The sequence below is a fragment of the uncultured Lactobacillus sp. genome, from assembly GCF_902491705.1.
GTDB lineage: Bacteria > Bacillota > Bacilli > Lactobacillales > Lactobacillaceae > Lactobacillus.
The window spans coordinates 1-16,914 of sequence record NZ_CABUIW010000002.1; the positions used below are offsets into that span (position 1 = coordinate 1).

Consider the following 16,914-nt stretch of genomic DNA (forward strand, 5'->3'; position numbering starts at 1 on the left):
GCTCAAGCTATAGAGGAATATATCAAATACTATAACGAAGAAAGGATAAAGAGCAGATTAAAAGGCTTAACTCCGAAAGAATATCGGAATCAAGCCTCTATTAATCCTATGTTTTAAAATGTCTACTTTTTAGGTCCCACTTCACAATTATGATTTAGAGGGTATTTTTGTCTTTTTAAGAGATTATATTAGTCCTTTAATAATGCTTCATAAGCATCTTCGTACTTAGGAATGTCACCAGCACCCATGAATACAACTACAGAGTTCTTGTTCTTAGTCAAATCTTGAATGTTGTCTAAGTCAATTACTTCTGAGCCTGGGATGTTCTTAACCAAATCTTCGCTTGAAATGTCACCGTTAGCTTCTCTTGCTGAAGCATAAATTGGAGTGACATAAGCCTTGTCTACATCACTTAAAATTTCTTCGAAGTCTTTTTGATACTTCTTAGTTCTTGAGAAAGTATGTGGTTGGAACACAACTACCAACTTCTTATCTGGAAACTTTTGACGTGCTGCTTGGATAGTTGCACGCATTTCAGTTGGGTGGTGTGCATAGTCATCGATTACGGCGATGTCACCAAAGTCTTTTTCACTAAATCTACGCTTAGCACCCTTGAATGTAAGAAGACCGTCTCTAATATCATCCATTGGTACCTTTTCAGTGTAAGCAACAGCAATTACTGCAGTTGAGTTCAAAATGCTGTGGTCACCAAACAAATGAATTTCAAATTCGCCAAGATCCTTGCCATGAGCTAAAACGTGGAACTTAGAACCAGTAGTTGACTTCTTAATTTGAGTTGCTTGGAAGTCATCAGTGTCGTTAAAGCCGTAAGTGTACTTAGGAATATCAGTCTTAAGACTTTGAAGACGCTTGTCATCACCCCATACGAACAATGCCTTCTTAGTTTGATCAGCAGCTGATTGGAATGCGCTGGTGTAATCAGCTTGATCCTTGAAGTAGTCTGGGTGATCAAAGTCAATGTTAGTCATAATTTGGTAATCTGGGTGATATGCCAAGAAGTGACGACGGTATTCATCAGCTTCATAAACAAAGAAGCGTGAACCTTCAACACCTTTACCGCGACCATCACCAATTAAGTATGAAGTTGGTGCAACTTCGCCTAAAACGTGTGACAAAAGACTAGTAGTTGAGGTCTTACCGTGAGTACCTGAAATACCGATTGAAGTGTGCATTTGAACGATTTCTTCAACAGTATCTGGGTAAGATTGCCACTTAACACCTTTATCGATACATGCCTTAACTTCTGGGTTATCTTCTTTAAAAGCATTACCTTTAACAATTACTTGTTCTTCATTGCTCTTGATGTTATTTGGATCAAAGTTCTTAACATCAATACCAACTTTTTCAAGTGGCACTTGAGTAAAGGTGTACTTTTCGATATCGCTTCCGGCAACATTGTAGCCTAAATCGTGAAGTAATAATGCCAATGAAGCCATACCAGTTCCTTTAATACCAATAAACCAAATTTGCTTGTTTTTATCTAACATGTCTTTTCATTCTCCAAAAATTAATTGCTTAAATATTCGACTTTTATTTTAACATTTTTCACGTAAAAAGAATGGCTGATAAAAGAAAAATGCATTGGCGACTTATCCAATGCATTTATATATTGTCTATAATATTTAGCAGTAATAACTATATCTTTATAATAATTTTTTAGCTTTCATTCCAAAAAGTTCAATGATTAAAATTAAACAACATAAAGCCCCAAAATAAAATTCAAATTGACTGTTAGTTTTACCAAAAATATGTGAGAAACCTGCATAAAAATATGTTGAAGTAAAGTTAGCGATTGAGCCGGCTGATAAAGTTAGCCCAGTAATTAAAGCTGACGTTGTTTTAGTGGATTTCTGATTTACTGCCGTCATAATATATGGCATAAACAAGCCGAAACCTAAAGCAATTAAAGCATAGGCAATAATAAAGATTATTAAAGTATTACCAATTGCCAATATTACATTTCCAATTAACATCAAAGCAACTGCTAGAATTCCAGCAAATTTTTTGGTTAATTGAACATATTTACCAAAAATAAGTCCAGCAATAATTCCAACTATACTAGTAGCCGCTACAATATTAGCTGCGTCAGTGGCTGATCCAGCTTTCGTTTCAACAACTGTTAAATTAAAGTCTAAAATGCCAGAACTGTAAGCCATATTAAACAAAAACATTGCTACAGCCCACCAAATAATTGATTTAACTACTTCCTTAGCATTAACATGCTCTTTCTTTTTAATACTATAAGCATCATTATCACCCAATACTACCCTATCATTAGGTACGAATAACCATAACATGGCAAATATTACTAAACCCAATAAATAAACTATAAACCCCCAGCGCCAACTAGAAGCAATAAACAAGCCAGCAATGAAAGTTAAGAACATATTACCAAAACCAGATAACGAACTTTGATAACCCATTAAAGTATTTCTTTCTTTATCATTATAAAAATCAGCTAAAAGAGCGGTACCTAAAGGTTGAGCCAAACCAACACTAAAACCTAATAATAATCTCCCAATTAAAATAATCGTAAAATCTTTAACAAATATTGGTAAAATACCACTTATCGCAAACAATATTGAAGATAAGGCTAATAAATTTCTTTTACCAATCTTAGCACTTAACCAACCAACTAATAAAAGGGCTACCAATTGTGCAGCATTAGGTAAAGACACAAACGATTTTAACATTACTTCCGATAAGTTAGGATAACTAGCTTTCAAACTAGGTAAAAATACCGAACCTAATCCAACACCCGCGGTTAAAATGGTAGAAGAAATAATTGCTCCCTTGCAAGACCACCCATCAACACTTTTGTTTTTCATAATAACGCCTTAGCCTTTCGCACACACACGATCAATCCATGTAAACAGATCTCGCAAATCATAATCACCACTATGAGGAGTTCCCCATGGTATTTCAAAATCCACTTGATAACCTTTATTCTGAAGCAAAGTAGCTAAAATGATTGGAATAGCAAAGGACGTATCTCTATCACTGGCACCATGTCTAATTCTCCAATATTTTGCACTATCAGCTTTTTCTTCAGTTAGATAAGTAATTGGATTAATAGCCTTAACGATTTTAGGATCAGCTAATTCTGAAGCAACATGACTATATTTTTGAGCAAAATTAGTAAAATGCTTGCTTTCAACTTCTTTATCACCAAATAAATCTGGTTCTGGATTTTTCATATTTAAATCATCGAATGCCGGAACACTCTTCATTCTAGTAATAAAGTTAAGATATTTTTTCCAATCAATGGTTTCAACTTGATGATTATGAACAGTGATTCCCTCTTGACCAGTTAATTTAGCACCTTGATCAATAGCAATTTGCGCTGAACGTACGATATATCTTTTCACATAATCTAAGAATGACCCTTCTCCCTCTTTATCAAGCACCAATTCATTGCCCTTTTCGTCCTTTAAATGCAAATTATTTAGATATGAAATAAATTTATTTTTAAGTAATTGTGATAGTTTTATTTCTTCTTCAGTTAATGTTCCTGTTATATCTTTAAAAACAGGTGGATTCCCAGGTTTGACTAACTCACCACGTTTCCAATTATTAATTCCATTAAATTCCCACTCGTAAGCACTATCTGCATGTTCCAAATTATGAATAGGACAATAACAACTGGCCGCAAAAACAGCATCTGATTCATGTGCCGCTCCTAATTCATCCAAATACTTTTCAAAAAATTGGTAATTACCAGAAATTCCTGTTATTGCAGATGTGGCTCCACCAGCACTAGTACCATTAGTAATAATTCTTTCAGTATTACCGGGTATTTTATCAGAATTATGACGTACATAACGAACTGCAGCTTTCATATCAACAGCAAAAGCTGGTGCTTTACCAATATTAATTCCATTTTTATCTTTTAATGTTCTTCCACGAAGCCCAGCTGATACAACTACATAGCCATGTTCTAAAGCTTTTTTTATTGTTTCCGAATTATTAGGAAACGTTTTATTTTCAGGAAAATCTCGAGGCCCTGGCATATAGCCACCTACTGTATTTGGCATAAAAATTGGGGCTGTTTCTTTGGTATACCCATTAATACTTACATCTTGAAAATATGCTAATGGAATAAAAATATTCAATTTTTGAATGTCTGAAACTGGACGTTCAACATAAGGAATATTCATATAGGCACGATATAAAAATGATTTGCCATGATCAGTAAATTGCTGATCTTTATAATCCTTTGCATTTAAATCCAACATTATAATCTCTTCTTTCTTTCACTTCTCACAAGCTAGTGTAATCGCTTCCAAAAGAAGACGAAATATCTTTATAACTTAAAAAGAGTCAAATCCTGCTTTTCGCTTACTTAATTTATATTGATATGGGGTTAATCCTGTTATTTCCTTAAAAGCGTCATTCATTGCCTTTACATTAGCAAAACCAACCTTAGCAGCTAATTCTGTCATTGTTATTTCTTCATTTTGTAAACTTTGACGCGCATGTACTAGCCTTATTTTCTTCAGATAACTCATTGGCGTAGAACCTGTACTTTTCTTAAAAATATGAGAAAAGTAGCTTTCTGACAATGAACAATTTCTAGCCCAACCTGAAATAGTTATTGGCTCTTGATAATGTTGATCAATCCAGCTTAATGCTTCTTCTATATATCTATAGCTATGATCCTTTTTATTTTGCAATCCAGTATTTGTAACAACAAAATCTTTAAAAAGAATTCCCAAAATTGCGTAACCTAAACCTATTTCTTCAGTCAAGTTTGTTTCTTTTGTCTTCTTTTCTTGAATTTTCAACTTAGCCAATTCTTTAAATAATTGAATTAAGAATATATACTTTGAATTTTCCGGTTCATATATCCTATTTTTGAGATTCTTTTCAGCTTTATCTATACCAATATTACTTAAAAATGCTAAAGGAATCATAAGGGTCAAAGCTAATCTATCTGGATTAGCAGGCAAATTTAAGCCATGAATTTCATAGGGATTCACACAAACTATTTCATTTTTTCTTTGATCAAATGTTTTGCCGTCAATGTAAAAATTTTGATTTTTGCCCTCAATTACATAATTAATTTCATACGTATCATGCCAATGTTTGGGAATAAAAACCGTGTCTTTTTTATCATGTAAAAAACAATTAAAAGGCAATTTTTTATTTTTAGGTTCTACCGATAAAAACTTAACTGTATTCATTTAAAAACTCTTTTTCTTTCTTGCTCAGTTGAAACAAATAAAAAAGCAACTAATCGTGAAAATCCGATTAATTGCTAATTCAATTATCAATTGAATTATATCATCATTATTTCTTATCAAGCAAAACTGTGCCTTGAGGTGGATTTTTCTTGATTGCACCAACAATTGGGTGTGGCACATATAATTCATCCAAATATTTTATTTCATCTGGAGTAAGCTTTACGTCCATCGCATGAACTGCACTTTCAATATGCTTCTTCTTAGTCGAACCAACAATTGGAGCAGTAATTCCTTTAGCCCACTCCCAACTAAGAGCAATTTCAGACATTTGAACGCCATGCTTTTCTGCAAGTTCATGAACTCTTTCAACGATTGGGTAGTCAAATTCCTTCATTCTGTCATACTTACCCTTTAAGACACCGTCAGTTTGACTACGCTTAGTATTAGTAGTCCAACCAGTATGAGCTAAATGACCACCAGCCAAAGGACTGTATGGCATTAATGAAACTCCATATTGCTTGCAGATTGGAATCAATTCTTTTTCATCTTCGCGATAAAGCAAATTATAATGGTTTTCCATTGCTTGGAACATTGCCAAATTATTTTCTTTAGCAAAAACTTGCATGTTGTGAAATTGATAGCCGTACATTGCGGAAGCACCAATTGCACGAACTTTACCAGATTTAACTAAGTCATTAAGTGCGGTCATTGTTTCTTCAATTGGCGTGTCATAATCGAAGCGGTGAATAATGTATAAATCAAGATAGTCGGTACCTAATCTCTTCAAGGTACTATCGATTTCACGGTGAATAGCTTCTGAGCTTAATCGACCAGGATTAAAGTACACTTTAGAAGCAATTACGATCTTAGCTCGTGGGATCTTATTATCCTTTAAAACACGACCTAAAAATTCTTCGCTTTGACCTGCAGAATAAACATTGGCAGTGTCAAAAAAGTTAAGGCCAAGGTCTAGTGCATCATTGACTACACGGTTAGTTTCATCGTAGCCAATTGCCCAAGGAAACATATCATTTGCTTCGCCAAAGCTCATGCATCCCACAGTGAGTGGAGATATTTTAATATCAGTATTGCCTAAATTTACATACTTCATAATTTTTCTCCTATGCTAGAAACATACTTTATACTTTCATTCTATTAACTAGGATAACCATCGTAAAATACTAATTTTTATTGGCTGGTCATAACTTTAGGTTATGATTATTTCTTAGGCTTTTTACTTACCCATTAACCAGTCCAAAACATTTAACTGTCGAATACCATTAAGATTTTCACCTGCTCCTACTTCATCTAACGTCAGCAAAAACTTAGGATAATGGTCTTCTACTTGGGCAAAAGGTTTTAACTCTCTTTCCATAGTTTTAGGATCCAGAACTGTTTGAGAAACCTGATAATACTCAATATCATTTCCTCTTTGAGCCACAAAATCAATTTCCCCATTTTTCAATTTTCCAACACTGACAGTATAATTACGTCTCAATAATTCTAGATACACAATATTTTCTAGAATATGTCCACTATCAGCTTTTTTAGTTGGTAAAGAAAAATATCTGAGACCCATGTCTGCAATATAATATTTCTCTTCACTTCTTAATAATTTTCTACCATGAATATCAAAACGAGGTACACGATAAACCATAAGACTTCCAACTACTGCATCAAGATATTTTGAAACTGAAGCAGGCGAAACCTTCATCCCATCACTTGTAATCGTGTCAGCAATTTTTCGAATAGATAATTGGTTACCAACATTATCAAATATGAAATGAACAATGCGTTCAAGAAGTGCCTTATCTGAGTTGCCTAATCTTGTCTGCACATCTCTATAAAGAATTGAAGAATATATGCCATCTAAATATTCTCGAATTTGCACTGAGTTATTATGCAGCTGCACTGTAAATGGAAACGAACTGAAATGTAAATAGTTATTATACATTTGCGGCAAACTGAGCTGATCCTCAGGGTAAAGTCGCTGATATCCATCAACATATTCTTTAAACGACAACGGCAGCATTTTTAATTCAACATATCTACCAGTAAGAAGCGTACCTAATTCACCTGACATGAAATATCCATTTGAACCAGTCAAGTACAAATCTACATCCTCTAAAGTATTCAATGCATCAGCAATTTTTTCAAAATCTTTAATATGTTGAACTTCATCAATAAAAATATACTTCATCCCTGGCACTTTTAGCTTGGGTTTAAGGTATTCATAAAGCTGAGTGGAAGTCTCATAATTAAAGAAATCAGGAGTCTCCAAATTAATTTGAATAATATTATCTTTAGATACACCATTTTGTAATAAGTAATTTTGAAATATATAGAACAACGTAGACTTTCCACATCTTCTTATTCCAGAAACCACTTTAATTACTGGTTTATCTTGCCAAGATTTGAGAAATTCTAAATAAGTAGGTCTTTGAATAATGAACATTGTCTCTTCCTCGATATAATTTTGATCAAAATTTTAATCATTTTTGCAATTTTGACAGTTTTGATTAATCTTTTAAACATTATTGTCATTTTAGCATTTTTGATTAATTTATTAAACAATATTGCAAATTCTGCATTTCTGATCAAAATTTTAATCATTTTTGCAATTTTGACAATTTCGATCAAAATATTAAACATTATTTTCAAAAACAAAAAAGCCGCAAAAGCACTTAACTTTTACGACTTTTCACTGAGAGAGAAAGGGTTTAAGTAAAATATATATTTAATTATTTCACAGCCTTGAAATGATACATCTTAGCTGTGAAATCTTTATGCGCTACTTGATCATAGAAGCCCATATTCATTAACTCATCGCCGCCAAAGACTTCATGAGTTTCAACATTTTCATATTGCTTTTGTGGATCAAGTCCCATCAATTTTGTCTTAGTAAGATATGGCTGAGCGTAAGACAATACATTAACAACAGTAACCACTGCTTCTTCTTTATCTTCAGAAACAGTCATCCATGCACATTGATTACTATTCATTGGTGACTTCAAGCGATAAAACTTACCATATTGAGTAATTCTGCGTATCTTCTTATATTGCTCAATCTGCTTTTTAACGTTTTCAGCATCTTCGGCACTCAATTTAGTTAAATCAAGTTCATATCCCAAGTCGCCCCACATTGCAACTAAGCCGCGTGTATTAAATGGGGTAATACGGCCATTTTGCTCATTAGGACTAACTGAAACATGAGATGTCATCATTGATTGTGGGTAAACCAGACTAGTACCATATTGAATTATTAAACGAGCAATCGCATCTGAGTTATCACTAGCCCAAATTTGTGGAGTGTAGTAAGCTGCACCGGCATCAAATCTACCGCCACCACCAGAACAGCCTTCAAACAAGATATTTGGATAACGAGTTACTAATCTATCAAGCAAATCATAAAATCCTAATATGTAACGGTGATATACTTCGCCTTGCTCATCTGCTGGCAAGTCAGCTTGATAAATATCTGACAAATGACGGTTCATATCCCATTTGATGTAGTCAATTTGAACTTTATCCAAAATCTTGGTCATTTGATCAAAAATATTATCACGTACTTCTTTACGTCCTAAATCTAGTACATATTGGTTTCGTGATGGACTTGGCTTGCGACCTGGCACATGCATTAAATAATCTGGGTGCGCTTTATACAAGTCAGAATCAATTGAAATCATTTCTGGTTCAAACCACAAGCCAAATTTTAGACCTTGGTCATGAACATAATCTGCAAAATGTTCTAGTCCATTAGGGAATTTCTTTTTATAAACCTTCCAATCCCCTAATGAAGAATTATCGTCATCACGATGACCAAACCAACCATCATCTAAAACGAACATTTCAATGCCTAACTTCTTAGCCTCGTCAACAATTGGCTTTAACTTGTCTTCATTAAAATCGAAATATGTTGCTTCCCAATTGTTAACTAAAATCGGACGAAGTTGATCTTTAAATTTACTACGCATAATTCGATCATGAATTAAACTATGGAAAGTTTGACTCATTTGATTTAAACCATGATCTGAATAAACCATCAATACTTCTGGAGTTTGGAATTCATCATGAGACTTTAATTTCCAACTAAAGTTAAAATCGTTAATTCCAATATTTAAGTGAATTTGGTCAATTTGATCACGTTCTACTTCAAACTTGTGGTTACCTGAATATACCAAGGCAAAGCCGTATGCATCCCCCTGAAATTCAGTCGTACTTGGATCAACTAATGCCAAGAATGGATTCATTTGGTGACTAGAAGTACCGCGATGACTTGAGAAAACATGAATGCCTTGACTGATTTTTTCTCTTTCCAAATGTCTTTCATTAGCGTGAGCACCAGGTAAAGTAATTGTTTCAAAATCGCGGTTAACAAAATCAACTTGCATTGAAGCAACTTTCTCTAAATTAACCGCATCTTTACCGGTATTTTTTACCTTAACACTTCTAGCAATTACTGATCGATCACGATAAATCGTGTAAAGCAGATCATATTCGAGCTTAGTTACTTCATCTTCTAAAGTAATAATCAGAGTTTGAGCTTCATCATCACTTTTAACCCATGAGTGAGGCAATCCCTTTAAATCAGGCTTACCAGCAACTACACGATAAGTTTTATATTTCAAAAATAGGCTATTAGATCCGTTTTCTTGTCGCACTATTGTGGCTGGAGTATGATAATCCATTTCACCAGCACTGCTGTATTCTTTAGGAAGAGTATCACGTGAAAAGGTTCGATCAAGTGATCCTGGCAGATTTCCAGAAAAGCCACGATCAACTCTAGGATATTTCATTTCATTATGATAATTATTTACTCTTTTTCCGAAATACAAGTGACTAAGCGTGCCACCATCTTCTACAGAAAAAATATAAGAAATTTTTGAATTATGCAGATGGAAAACTTTTTCTTTTTCATCAATAGTGATTAATTCTGTGTTCATGTTATTTCTCCTATTGATCTGAATCCTTGGCTTCTAGTGATAAGACATCTTCACCAGCAGTTACTTCTGTATCAGTTGACTTAGTTAAATGAATATCCGCAAATTTATTTGAGTTAGTAACGACTACAATCACAGTATCATCCAAGCCAGCCTTTTTAATGGTTGGATCCCAGAACTCGATTAATTCTTGTCCCTTTTTAACTTTTTGACCTTCTGAAACATAGGAAACAAAACCAGTTCCCTTAAGTTTAACAGTGCCGATACCAATATGAATTAATAAAACTACTCCAGTATCACTAACTAACCCTACAGCGTGTCTTGTAGTAAATACCTGTCTTACTGTCGCATCAAATGGTGCATAAACTTTACCATCGCTTGGCCTAATTGCAAAACCTTGACCTACACTGCCTGATGAGAAAGTTTCATCCTTAACTTCTCTTAAATTAAGTAATTTACCTGCAATTGGAGTTGGAATTTCAATCTTTTTAGCAGTTGGCTTAGCCAAGTCTTCATTATTGTTAGCGAATTTCTTGCCCCAAGTTTTTTCAAGTTCAGCAACAATTTCAGCGTGCTTTTGTTCACTTAAGATAACTTTACTTGCAAAAATTATAATCGCAATGATCAACATTACAGCTGGAACTGCAAACATCATCAATTTAAAGTTAGTTCTTCCAGCAGCAGTAATAGTTGAAGCAGTTGCTCCTGTAGTCATCCCTGCCATAATAGCAATTTGACCAACTACACCGTTTGATACAGCACCACCGAATTTATCAATTAATGGACGAACTGACAAAGCAAGTGATTCATCACGGTGACCAAGTTTTAATTGACCATATTCAACTGAGTCAGTGATTACCATTAAGACAATTAAGAAGACCATTTGTTGTGGGAATCCAAATACTGATGCGGCAACTAAAACTAATGCTAAGTTGCTACCAGCAAAGGCGAAGATTCCCATACCACAAAGCATAACTACTAAGCATAAAGTAAATAAAGCTTTACGACTCATTCTCTTAGATAAAATTGGGAACAATGAGGTTGCGATAATACCTAAAAAGATATTGATTGTTGAAAAGATTGAGAATGCCTTAGGCATACCCATGATATACGTGAAGTAATATACTTCTAGTGAGTTAGTAATATTAATTGCTACACCATAGAACAAGTATGCTAAAGCTACCCACATCAACTGGTCATTACCAGCTAATGCCTTAAAAATGCCAACTACACCTTTAGTATCTTTTTTATTCTTACGAATATCACTGTTAACTTCACGTGTGAATAAACCTACACACCATGCTGAAACAAAGGCAATCGTACAAATAATCAAAGCGAAGATAAACCAGCCACGATCGTCACCTGTACTAGTAGCCTTAGCTGAAAAGAAGATAACAGCTGGCATTACCAAGATACCAACAAGTCCACCACCAACGGTTGAACCTACACGAGCGTATGTAGCTGTCTTTTCACGTTCTCTTGAACTAGTTGTTAATGATGGCAACATTGACCAAAAGCCGACGTCTTTAAAGGAATAGAAGATATCCATTGTGATATATAAGATTGCAAAAACAATCAAATATAAGACGGCGTTCTTTTGATATAGACCGCCCATATTTGTAAATAATACCAGCAAAGTTACTGCTGAAATACTACCACCAACTACAACCCAAGGTCTGAAGTGACCCCAGCGAGTTTTAGTACGGTCAATTGTATTACCAATGAAAAGATCGATAAACAATTCTACAATTCTCAATCCCATAATGATCAAGGTAACCATACTAATCATTTTTGCATCTTGGGCTGCACTACCTGTGTTAAACAAGTGTGATGTAATGAACATAATTAAATATCCAGATAGCAGTCCATAGAATGCATCATTACCAAAAGCACCAAAGCTGTATGCCAGCCGTGCTCCCAGCGACATTTTGTTTTCTTTATTTTCCATAATTTTCTCCCTCTATCTTTTGTATCCGCTTACAGTATTAATTATTATATTTCTGCCTAAAATCCACCATAGAATCATCATTTTAAAAAATGTCTTTTTGAATAATAAACATTTAGACATGCAATATTAAGTAAAATGCTATAATATCAATGTATTTTAAATATTGCTAAAAACATTAATCCATGTTTTTAATGTCATAATATTTCGATTGGAGTAAAAAATGGACGGGGAATATCACACTTTATCTAATCAGGGATTTGAAAGCAATGTTCTATTTTTTGGACAAGAAAATTGTTCTCCTAACTACTTTTTTAAGGGTAACAACGTCAGAGAAAATTACGTTATTCACTACATACAAAAAGGCAAAGGAATATTCTCCTCTGCCAATCATCATGTTGTTGAACTAAAAGCTGGCGATGTCTTTATTCTTCCTAAGGACGTACCTTGCTTTTACCAAGCCGATGGTCAAGATCCTTGGTCATATTTTTGGATTGGATTATCAGGTACACGAATCACTTCTATTTTTAAGAATTCGCTTTTGAATGAAAAGAATTATTTGCGCCAAGTACAAAAAAGCAACTTTAAAGATTATCTTTTTCAGTTATACGATGCAACTCACTTGCCAGCTTCACTAAGTAATGATCTATTAATTGAATCATTGCTGTATCATACTTTTTATTACTTGCTAACCGAATATCCTAACCCACATTCTAAAAATACTGATTCAGCCAAAAATGACCTTAATTTGGCTACTGCCTATTTAGAAAACAATTTTAGTGATACTAATTGTAATATCACTGTGCTCTGCCATAAATTAAATATTTCTCGAAGCTATCTCTACTCTCTTTTCAAAAAAGAGATTGCCTTATCTCCACAACAATTTCTAATCAAACTCAGAATGGAAAAAGCACAGCAATTATTGCAAAATTCCGATAATTCCATCAAAACAATTGCGGCTGAAGTTGGTTATAATGATGAGTTCACATTTTCTAAAGCCTTCAAAAAATACAATGGACTCAGTCCTAAGAATTACCGTTTAATAAATTAATATTTGTACGACAAAAAGCGCCCATCCATAACCTTTTGAGTTATGAATGAGCGCCTTTTTAATTATGAAATTATAAAGTAATTTCACCGCTAGCGATTAATTCATCGCACTTAGTTGGTTCAAATTCTGCACCAACTTCAAATGAATCAGGAACTACCATAATACCGCGCTTTTGAGGTGCGTGTGGCAAACCTAATTCTCTTGCTGAACAAATCATACCGTATGAATCAACACCACGTAATTGACCTGGCCAAATTTGTTCACCGTTTGGCATCAAAGTACCAGGAAGTGCAACAACAACCTTTTGACCTTGAGCAATGTTAGGAGCACCACAAACAATTTGATGTTCTTCACCGTCGCCTACTTCAACAGTAGTTACGTGGAGGTGGTCTGAATCAGGGTGCTTTTCACAAGTCTTAACGTAGCCGTAAACCAAAGTTGGCTTGCCGTATGCGAGTTTGTCATCAAAGCCAACTTCTTCAAGCTTCTTGTTAAGAGCTGCAAGTTCATCATCTGAAAGCTTAACTGGACCATTTGGCAACTTGTCAAAGTCGATCAACTTATCAACGTTGAAGAAGTTAAAACCAATAGTCTTGCCTTCGTCATTAGTTACGCGAGTAACGTCTTCTTTTTCTTCAAATGAGCTGCGTCCTTCATCATGACCTAAGATAACGATCAAAGTGTTAGGATAAGCTTCTTTATTAGTACTAGTAATCATGCTTGTTTAGTCTCCTCTTTTAGTCAAGTGATCGTAAAAAGTTTTCTACTTCATCTTTAGTTTTACGGTCCTTATTTACTAGTCTACCAATTTCTTTGCCATCTTGGTAGACAACAAATGAAGGAATTCCCATAATCATCAATTTTTTTGCGACATCCATTGAGTCATCACGGTTAATTTCATAGAATTTACTGTCCGCAAAATCTTTTTCGATTTCTGGCATAAATGGTTTGATAAATTTACAATCTGGGCACCAATCTGCTGTAAATTCCAAAACAACGCGACCAGATTTAGTAATTTCTTGCAACTTGTCTTCAGTTAAACTGTTAATTGCTTCCATAGCTTTAGCCTCTCTTACTTTTTACAAGTATTATACAAAAAAGATATTTTTTTGCCAACTACTTGTCAGTCTCAAAACTTGCGTGAAGTGCATAAATTGGATTGCCCTTAGCTGCAAATTTATGCTCATATTCAGTTTCAATGTTCTTTTCAACGATTTCTGGCTTTTCATGATGCAAATCTACTGATACAAAGTCAAAGTGCATCCCGTAATTATTCATACTTTGCACGGAATAAGCAAATAAGCCTGAATTATCAGTCTTAAATTCAATATGACCTTCTGGCTTTAATACTTGCTCATACTTGCTTAAAAAGCTCTTATAAGTCAAACGACGCTTTTCATGACGACTCTTTGGCCATGGATCACTGAAGTTTAAGTAAATTACATCAGTAGTGTTTTTATCAAAGAAACAGTTGATATCAGCCGCATCTCCGCGCAAAATCTGCAAGTTATCCAAGCTCTTTTCAAGCTTAGTTCTCAAAATAATACCGGCAGCTGTTGTTTGCAATTCCAAAGCAACATAGTTTTTATCAGGATGATTTTCAGCTAAGGTAGTAATAAAGTGACCCTTGCCTGAACCTACTTCAATTTCAATTGGATGATCATTTCCAAAACGCTCTGCCCAATCAATCTTCTTTTCTGGATCGGGATTTTGCAATACACTCTCTGGGTGATCATTAACTAGCTTTACAGCCCAAGGTTTGTTTCTTAATCTCATTTTCTCTATTCCTATCTAATTCCAAAGTTCTTTTGATTCATTTTTCTAACTCTGTTTGGCAAATAAATTGCAGTCACTAATGCAGTAAACACTAGCAAAATGCCAACTGCTTCAAACAAGTTCAAATTAATTGGTAATACAACTAACCAGAAGACACTGATTAATAACCATTGAATAAGCAAGCCTAAGGTTAATACCTTCACTAAATCTTTGCCACGATTTTGACGTTCAATTGGGTAAACGCGGTACATAAAGTTGCGGTCAAATTCGGTTGCCATTGGCAATAATTGATAAACAGTCAAGAAAATTACCAAACATGACATGCCAAGTGCCCAGCGCCAATCTTGTACAAGCCAAGAAATCAAAATAGCGAAAGCTGTCATTCTAACTAATAAATTCAAATATTCAGGATTTCTCAATAAAGATCTTCTGTATAAGAATAAGTTAGGATTTTCCTTGGCAATTGACTTAGGTAAAAGAAAGTCTAAATACTTTCTACGCTTAATATTGACCTGTTTTTCAGCTACGTCGGTGAACATGCTAAAGACAGAGTAGACACGTTCTTTTCTTGCACGTTCATTTTCTACTGCATAACGCCAGTCAAAAAGTTGCGTTTTCTTTTCTTTAAGTACGCGGCTAGCTAAGTATTCACCAACCAAGCAAATAACTATTAAAACGATTGGCAAGTAGCTGCCTAAAACTGACAATACTAATGCAGCTAAATTAACCATCCATGAACTGTATCTTTTGCCAAAATAAAGATTCTGGGTTTCAATTACTAGTTCTATGCATTTTAAAATTAGTAATGCTAAAACGTACAGGAAGTAGTTACCTGCACCGATTCCAGCTTTAATTGTTGCAAACGGAAAAACAATTCCTGCCAGCAAGATTTCCAAAATAAATGGCAAAACCAAGCTGTAGCGATACATTGGCTTTAGGTATTCTTCCATTTGCTCATCTTGAGTGAAAAGAAACTGCATGTCCGCTTCTTTAATCAAGGTAACTAATCGCCCTGTTAAAAGCGGCAGCCAAAGGATAAAGCCAACTAGTGGTTTATAAAACCAAAGATTAGTAGGCATGGTCTTCATAGCTTCAGCGTACCAAAACATTAATGCCCCAACTAAAAAGATCAAAGCCAGAATAAAGAAGTCATTGAAAACCAGCGTTAAATATTTAACTGACTGTTTTAGATTTTCACTTAATCTCTTTTTAGCTAACTCACGCATTACCATGATCCTCTCTATTCAAAGCTAAATACAACTTATCAAATGGATCATCTGGCTTTAAGCCGTAGTGCTTACGAATGTCTTGCAAGCTACCGATAACTTCAATTGTGCCATTGTTTAAAACAGCATAATTTGAAATAGCTTGTTGAGCATCAGCCAAAACGTGTGTAGTCATTAGCACCATCTTACCGTTAGCAATCGCTTTTTTGATTAAATCAATTAAGTTAGCAACAGCCAAAGGATCAAGTCCTGTAAATGGTTCGTCGATTACTAATAAGCTTGTATCAGCTAAAAAGGCAGAAACGATCATTACCTTTTGGCGCATCCCTTTTGAAAAGTGGATTGGCAACCATTCAAGCTTATCATCAAGTCTGAACATCTTAAGCAGTTCATGTGCTCTTTCCCAAGCCTTTTTTTCATCCAAATGATAGCTAAGTATAGTTAATTCCAAATGCTCTTTTAAGGTTAATTCTGGATACAAAATTGGCGTTTCAGGAATATAGGCAACTTGACGCTTAAACTTTGTAGGTTGCTGAGTCAAAACTACGTCATTTAAAGAAATCTTGCCTTTTTGGGGTCTAAGCAAGCCCAAAATGTGCTTAATCGTAGTTGACTTACCCGCCCCATTTAAACCAATTAAACCAAGTGCTTCACCTGGCTTTATTTCTAAATTTATATCTTTAATAACTGGAACGCCTGTATAGCCCCCAGTCAAGTTCTCAATTTTTAACGTCATTTTTCCTATCTTTCTTTACTGAATTTGTACATAGTT

15 protein-coding genes are annotated in these 16,914 nt (G+C 34.5%); 2 read left to right on the top strand and 13 right to left on the bottom strand.

All coding sequences use genetic code 11. The annotated features are described in order from the left end of the window. A partial coding sequence (locus RDN22_RS00600) for an IS3 family transposase (RefSeq protein WP_308554877.1) occupies window positions 1-117 on the top strand: 117 nt, incomplete at its 5' end. A 71-nt stretch (window positions 118-188) separates the two neighbouring features. Here the strand turns inward: RDN22_RS00600 and murC are convergent. The 8 genes from murC to RDN22_RS00640 form a co-directional block, all read right to left on the bottom strand. Further along, on the bottom strand, window positions 189-1,508 hold the full coding sequence (gene murC / locus RDN22_RS00605) for a UDP-N-acetylmuramate--L-alanine ligase (RefSeq protein WP_308554879.1): 1,320 nt from the start codon (window positions 1,506-1,508) through the stop codon (window positions 189-191). A 156-nt stretch (window positions 1,509-1,664) separates the two neighbouring features. After that, a complete protein-coding gene (locus RDN22_RS00610; protein ID WP_308554881.1) occupies window positions 1,665-2,849 on the bottom strand; it encodes an MFS transporter in 1,185 nt (394 codons plus the stop codon). Between the two features lie 9 nt (window positions 2,850-2,858). Then, window positions 2,859-4,256, bottom strand: coding sequence for a subtype B tannase (locus RDN22_RS00615; RefSeq protein ID WP_308554883.1), 1,398 nt, complete (start codon window positions 4,254-4,256; stop codon window positions 2,859-2,861). Window positions 4,257-4,331: 75 nt separating this feature from the next. Next, on the bottom strand, window positions 4,332-5,204 hold the full coding sequence (locus tag RDN22_RS00620) for an AraC family transcriptional regulator (protein ID WP_308554885.1): 873 nt from the start codon (window positions 5,202-5,204) through the stop codon (window positions 4,332-4,334). Between the two features lie 106 nt (window positions 5,205-5,310). Next, window positions 5,311-6,315 carry an aldo/keto reductase gene (locus tag RDN22_RS00625; protein WP_308554887.1) on the bottom strand — a complete coding sequence of 335 codons (1,005 nt, stop codon included), beginning with the start codon at window positions 6,313-6,315 and terminating at the stop codon, window positions 5,311-5,313. Between the two features lie 123 nt (window positions 6,316-6,438). Next, window positions 6,439-7,659: an ATP-binding protein gene (locus RDN22_RS00630; RefSeq protein ID WP_308554889.1), complete on the bottom strand. Its 1,221-nt coding sequence runs from the start codon at window positions 7,657-7,659 to the stop codon at window positions 6,439-6,441. A gap of 286 nt (window positions 7,660-7,945) precedes the next feature. Further along, window positions 7,946-10,147: an alpha-galactosidase gene (locus tag RDN22_RS00635; RefSeq protein ID WP_308554891.1), complete on the bottom strand. Its 2,202-nt coding sequence runs from the start codon at window positions 10,145-10,147 to the stop codon at window positions 7,946-7,948. A gap of 10 nt (window positions 10,148-10,157) precedes the next feature. Beyond that, window positions 10,158-12,092, bottom strand: a complete 1,935-nt coding sequence (locus RDN22_RS00640) for a PTS sugar transporter subunit IIA (protein WP_308554893.1) — start codon at window positions 12,090-12,092, stop codon at window positions 10,158-10,160. A 220-nt stretch (window positions 12,093-12,312) separates the two neighbouring features. On the opposite strand from RDN22_RS00640, the gene RDN22_RS00645 reads away from it, so the two are divergent. Then, window positions 12,313-13,140 carry an AraC family ligand binding domain-containing protein gene (locus tag RDN22_RS00645; RefSeq protein ID WP_308554895.1) on the top strand — a complete coding sequence of 276 codons (828 nt, stop codon included), beginning with the start codon at window positions 12,313-12,315 and terminating at the stop codon, window positions 13,138-13,140. A gap of 70 nt (window positions 13,141-13,210) precedes the next feature. Here the strand turns inward: RDN22_RS00645 and ytpR are convergent, their stop codons facing one another. The 5 genes from ytpR to RDN22_RS00670 are packed head-to-tail and all read right to left on the bottom strand — an operon-like array spanning window position 13,211 to window position 16,878. Further along, window positions 13,211-13,858 (bottom strand): YtpR family tRNA-binding protein, encoded by a 648-nt coding sequence (gene ytpR / locus RDN22_RS00650; protein ID WP_308554897.1) that lies wholly within the window; start codon window positions 13,856-13,858, stop codon window positions 13,211-13,213. Between the two features lie 19 nt (window positions 13,859-13,877). Then, a complete protein-coding gene (locus RDN22_RS00655; protein WP_308554899.1) occupies window positions 13,878-14,198 on the bottom strand; it encodes a thioredoxin family protein in 321 nt (106 codons plus the stop codon). A 58-nt stretch (window positions 14,199-14,256) separates the two neighbouring features. Further along, complete coding sequence (gene trmB, locus RDN22_RS00660) at window positions 14,257-14,916, bottom strand: tRNA (guanosine(46)-N7)-methyltransferase TrmB (RefSeq protein WP_308554902.1); 660 nt, start codon at window positions 14,914-14,916, stop codon at window positions 14,257-14,259. 11 nt (window positions 14,917-14,927) lie between these two features. Beyond that, a complete protein-coding gene (locus RDN22_RS00665; RefSeq protein WP_308554904.1) occupies window positions 14,928-16,142 on the bottom strand; it encodes an ABC transporter permease in 1,215 nt (404 codons plus the stop codon). Beyond that, a complete protein-coding gene (locus RDN22_RS00670; RefSeq protein WP_308554906.1) occupies window positions 16,135-16,878 on the bottom strand; it encodes an ABC transporter ATP-binding protein in 744 nt (247 codons plus the stop codon). Before RDN22_RS00670 ends, RDN22_RS00665 begins: the two co-directional genes overlap by 8 nt. Between the last annotated feature and the right edge of the window lie 36 nt (window positions 16,879-16,914).

What these genes read in the sequence shown, in the direction of transcription:
- RDN22_RS00610 (WP_308554881.1), bottom strand. Translation starts at nt 2,849, where the DNA reads ATGAAAAACAAAAGTGTTGATGGGTGGTCTTGCAAGGGAGCAATTATT.
- RDN22_RS00620 (WP_308554885.1), bottom strand. Translation starts at nt 5,204, where the DNA reads ATGAATACAGTTAAGTTTTTATCGGTAGAACCTAAAAATAAAAAATTG.
- RDN22_RS00640 (WP_308554893.1), bottom strand. Translation starts at nt 12,092, where the DNA reads ATGGAAAATAAAGAAAACAAAATGTCGCTGGGAGCACGGCTGGCATAC.
- RDN22_RS00615 (WP_308554883.1), bottom strand. Translation starts at nt 4,256, where the DNA reads ATGTTGGATTTAAATGCAAAGGATTATAAAGATCAGCAATTTACTGAT.
- ytpR (WP_308554897.1), bottom strand. Translation starts at nt 13,858, where the DNA reads ATGATTACTAGTACTAATAAAGAAGCTTATCCTAACACTTTGATCGTT.
- RDN22_RS00630 (WP_308554889.1), bottom strand. Translation starts at nt 7,659, where the DNA reads ATGTTCATTATTCAAAGACCTACTTATTTAGAATTTCTCAAATCTTGG.
- RDN22_RS00655 (WP_308554899.1), bottom strand. Translation starts at nt 14,198, where the DNA reads ATGGAAGCAATTAACAGTTTAACTGAAGACAAGTTGCAAGAAATTACT.
- RDN22_RS00665 (WP_308554904.1), bottom strand. Translation starts at nt 16,142, where the DNA reads ATGCGTGAGTTAGCTAAAAAGAGATTAAGTGAAAATCTAAAACAGTCA.
- RDN22_RS00625 (WP_308554887.1), bottom strand. Translation starts at nt 6,315, where the DNA reads ATGAAGTATGTAAATTTAGGCAATACTGATATTAAAATATCTCCACTC.
- trmB (WP_308554902.1), bottom strand. Translation starts at nt 14,916, where the DNA reads ATGAGATTAAGAAACAAACCTTGGGCTGTAAAGCTAGTTAATGATCAC.
- RDN22_RS00645 (WP_308554895.1), top strand. Translation starts at nt 12,313, where the DNA reads ATGGACGGGGAATATCACACTTTATCTAATCAGGGATTTGAAAGCAAT.
- RDN22_RS00635 (WP_308554891.1), bottom strand. Translation starts at nt 10,147, where the DNA reads ATGAACACAGAATTAATCACTATTGATGAAAAAGAAAAAGTTTTCCAT.
- murC (WP_308554879.1), bottom strand. Translation starts at nt 1,508, where the DNA reads ATGTTAGATAAAAACAAGCAAATTTGGTTTATTGGTATTAAAGGAACT.
- RDN22_RS00670 (WP_308554906.1), bottom strand. Translation starts at nt 16,878, where the DNA reads ATGACGTTAAAAATTGAGAACTTGACTGGGGGCTATACAGGCGTTCCA.